General features: G+C 69.1%; 2 protein-coding genes. Both read left to right on the top strand.

Features of this window, described 5'->3' with window-relative positions:
- A partial coding sequence (locus OXK16_13825) for a M20 family metallopeptidase (protein MDE0377023.1) occupies nt 1-1,128 on the top strand: 1,128 nt, incomplete at its 5' end.
- Nucleotides 1,125-2,845, top strand: a 1,721-nt coding sequence (locus OXK16_13820) for an ABC transporter ATP-binding protein (protein MDE0377022.1), incomplete at its 3' end; no start/stop codon positions are given. The genes OXK16_13825 and OXK16_13820, both read left to right, overlap by 4 nt.

Here is a 2,845-nt window from a genome sequence, read left to right as displayed (position 1 = left end):
AACCACCTCCCCCTCACCCGCGCCCTGGTGCTCGACGAGCTGGAGTCGCTTCCGCTCGAAGTCACCCAGCACGAGACCACCAGCGGGCTGGCGGCGGTGCTCCGGGGCACCCGTCCGGGCCCGACCATCCTCCTCAGGGGCGACATGGACGCCCTCCCCGTTCCCGAGGAGACCGGCCTGCCATTCGCCAGCGAGCGCGCCGGTTTCATGCACGCCTGCGGCCACGACATGCACGCCGCCATGCTGGCGGGAGCAGCCCGTCTCCTGGCATCCCGGCGGGACGAGTTGGCCGGCTCGGTGCTATTCATGTTCCAGCCGGGAGAGGAAGGTTTCTTCGGTGCCCGGCTCATGCTCGAGGAAGGCCTCCTCGACACGGCCGGTGAGCGGCCTTCCGGGGCCTTTGCCCTGCACGTGTCCAACCTGTATCCGTCCGGCACGGTCTGGTTTCGCGCCGGGCCGCAGATGGCCGCCACCGACGAGGTCGCTATCACCATCCGTGGCAAAGGGGGTCACGCATCCGCTCCCCACCTGGCCTTCGACCCCATTCCCGTGGCCGCCGAGATCATCCTGGCGGTCGAGACAGCTGTAACCCGCCGCATCAACGTATTCGAGCCGGGCGTGATCACCTTCGCCAGGGTCGACGCGGGCACCACTCACAACGTGATCCCCGAAACAGCCCGGCTGCTCGGCACCGTCCGGGCTCTGTCTGAAACCACCCGGACCGAGCTCCACTCCATCCTCCACAGGGTCGCCGGCAACGTCGCCGCCGCCCACGGCGTCGAGGCGGAGGTCGAATTCGGCGTCGGCTACCCCGTAACGGTCAACCACCCCGGCTACACGGCGTTCGTCCGCACCGTTGGCTGCCAGGCCCTCGGCGCGGACTCGGTCGGCGAGCCACCGTGGCCGTCGATGGGAGGTGAGGACTTCTCGTACGTGCTGGACGAAGTACCGGGAACGATGGCCTACCTGGGCACCTGCCCGCCCGGGCTCGAGCCGGGCCGGGTTCCGGGCAATCACTCCAATCGGGTCGTCTTCGACGAAACCGCCATGGCCGCCGGGATGGCCCTACATGCAGCGGTGGCGTTGGCCCACGGCCGGGGTGGATTCGCCGACGGAACCAGCGCATGACCGCGGACACCGTCATCGAGGAAGCCCGCCAGCCCGAGCGCAAGATCCTCGGACGCGGCTACCGCTTGATAGTCGAACAGGTTCGCCGGGCACCCCGGGAGTTCGCCATCGGGTTCGGATTCACCGCCGTCCACTCGGTGAGCACCATCGCCTTCTCGTACGCGATCGGTTGGGCCACCGACAGCGTTCTGATCCCCGCCGCCCGCCGTGGCGACGTGACCACCGCCTCCCTGGTGGTGATGACGCTGATCCTGCTGACGTTGGGAGCGGTGAAGGGCACCGGCCTCGCTGTCCGCAGGTACGCCGCCTACCTGGCCATGTACCGGCTGGAGCAGCGCGACCGGGTGGATGTCACCAACCGTTACCTGGAGCTTCCCATCGAATGGCACCGCCGCCACCCCACCGGCCAGCTCCTCTCCAACGTGGGCTCCGACACAGAGGCCGCCGCCCAGATCGCGGCGCCCCTTCCCATGGCCTTCGGGGTGATACTCATGCTGACGATCACCGCGGCCCTCCTCCTGCTTACCGACCCCTTCCTCGCCGTGGTCGGCTTCCTGATCGGGCCGGCCATCATGGTTAACAACATCTTCTACCAGCGGAGGATGCGGGTTGCGGCCGCGGCGGCGCAGCGCACCCGGGCGGAGGTCGCCGAGGCCGCCCATGAGTCGTTCGATGCCGCCCTGGTCGTGAAGACACTGGGCAGGGAGGAGATCGAGACCAGCCGCTTCGGTGGCCTCGCGAACCGGCTCCGGTACGACATGGTGCAGATGGGCCGGATACGGGCCGTCTTCGATCCCATCATGGAGGCGCTCCCCACCGTCGGCGTGCTGGCGGTCGCCGCGGTCGGGGCGTGGAGGGTGGACCAGGGGCTGATGACGGCAGGCACTCTGGTCACCTTCGCCTACCTCTTCCGTCTGATCGCCATGCCGATGCGTATCTTCGCCTGGCTGTTGGGCCTGTTGCCCGCCGCGGTGGTCGGGAAGCAGCGGATCAACGCGGTCCTCAACGATCCCGACACTTTCGTCTACGGCTACCACGATGGTCGGGGCAGCGGCGGCGCCTCCGCCACCGCGCAGGAAGTCTCGTACCTGCACCCGGAGACCGGGTTGAGCGACCTCGGCGACCAACCTGTAGATGCGGGTTCACCGGAGCTTCCCCTGCCCGAGAACGGCGACCGGCGGGGGGTGGAGGACATCTCATTCGTCACGCCCGCCGGCCAGACCGTCGCCCTGGTCGGCCCCACCGGTTCGGGAAAGTCGACCGTCGCCCAGCTTCTGGTGCGCCTGTTCGACCCGGACTCGGGCACCATCCGGCTGGACGGCGCGGCCCTCCCCGATCTGTCCCGGCAGTCCATGGCAGGCGGCGCCGCCCTGGTCTTCCAGGAGGCGTTCCTGTTCGATACGAGCGTCCGGGACAACATCACCCTGGGCGACGAGTTCAGTGATGAGGAGGTCGAGTCGGCCTCCCGCCTCGCCCAGGCCCACGAGTTCATCCTCGATCTCCCCGAGGGTTACGACACCGAGGTCGGCGAGCGCGGAGCTGCCCTGTCGGGCGGCCAACGGCAACGGGTAGCCCTCGCCAGGGCGCTCGTCCGCCACCCGCGCCTCCTGGTGCTGGACGATGCCACCTCCGCGGTGGACCCCGCGGTCGAGGCCGCCATCCTCGCCGGCCTCTGGAGGATCGACACCACGGTCGTGATCGTCGCCTACCGCCGCAC

This window comes from bacterium (assembly GCA_028821235.1).
In the GTDB taxonomy this organism is placed as follows: Bacteria; Actinomycetota; Acidimicrobiia; order Spongiisociales; family Spongiisociaceae; genus Spongiisocius.
Note: the sequence above shows the minus strand (reverse complement) of the source record. Positions and strands in the feature narration are given on the sequence as shown.